The 437-nt window shown below is 51.5% G+C and carries 1 protein-coding gene; it reads left to right on the top strand.

Going from position 1 to position 437, the window contains the following annotated elements; translation table 11 throughout:
• On the top strand, positions 1 to 72 hold a 72-nt coding region (locus ACOTX2_RS25015), incomplete at its 5' end, for a helix-turn-helix domain-containing protein (protein ID WP_142762075.1).
• Positions 73 to 437: the final 365 nt, after the last annotated feature.

Here is a 437-nt window from a genome sequence, read left to right as displayed (position 1 = left end):
ACAGTTGGTGCAGTTGCTAAGCGCTTCAACGTTTCTCGCATGACTATTTATCGCTACACCACAAAATCATGAATGACCGCAGCATGGCGGTTTTATTTTCTTATGCCCGTCAGGGCATGGAAGGCGTCCGCGCCGGACTTAACCGGCCACCGGCCGCAAATCGCCGGAAACCGCAACGCTGACCGGATCGCCCGGCCCAGCCCCCTCCCTGTGTATTCGCATGTATCTGATCCCCCATTCGCAAATCAGTTGATCACTCACTCGCAAATTACTTGATCACCTCCAGCAGGAAGTTTGCATCACTTCAGGGAGCGAATAATTGTATCTCAGGGGCACTGTTGCAAAGTTAGCGATGAGGCAGCCTTTTGTCTTATTCAAAGGCCTTACATTTCAAAAACTCTGCTTACCAGGCGCATTTCGCCCAGGGGATCACCATA

It is taken from the genome of Enterobacter cloacae complex sp. IR5412, from assembly GCF_049237385.1.
Classification (GTDB): domain Bacteria; phylum Pseudomonadota; class Gammaproteobacteria; order Enterobacterales; family Enterobacteriaceae; genus Enterobacter; species Enterobacter intestinihominis.
Note: the sequence above shows the minus strand (reverse complement) of the source record. Positions and strands in the feature narration are given on the sequence as shown.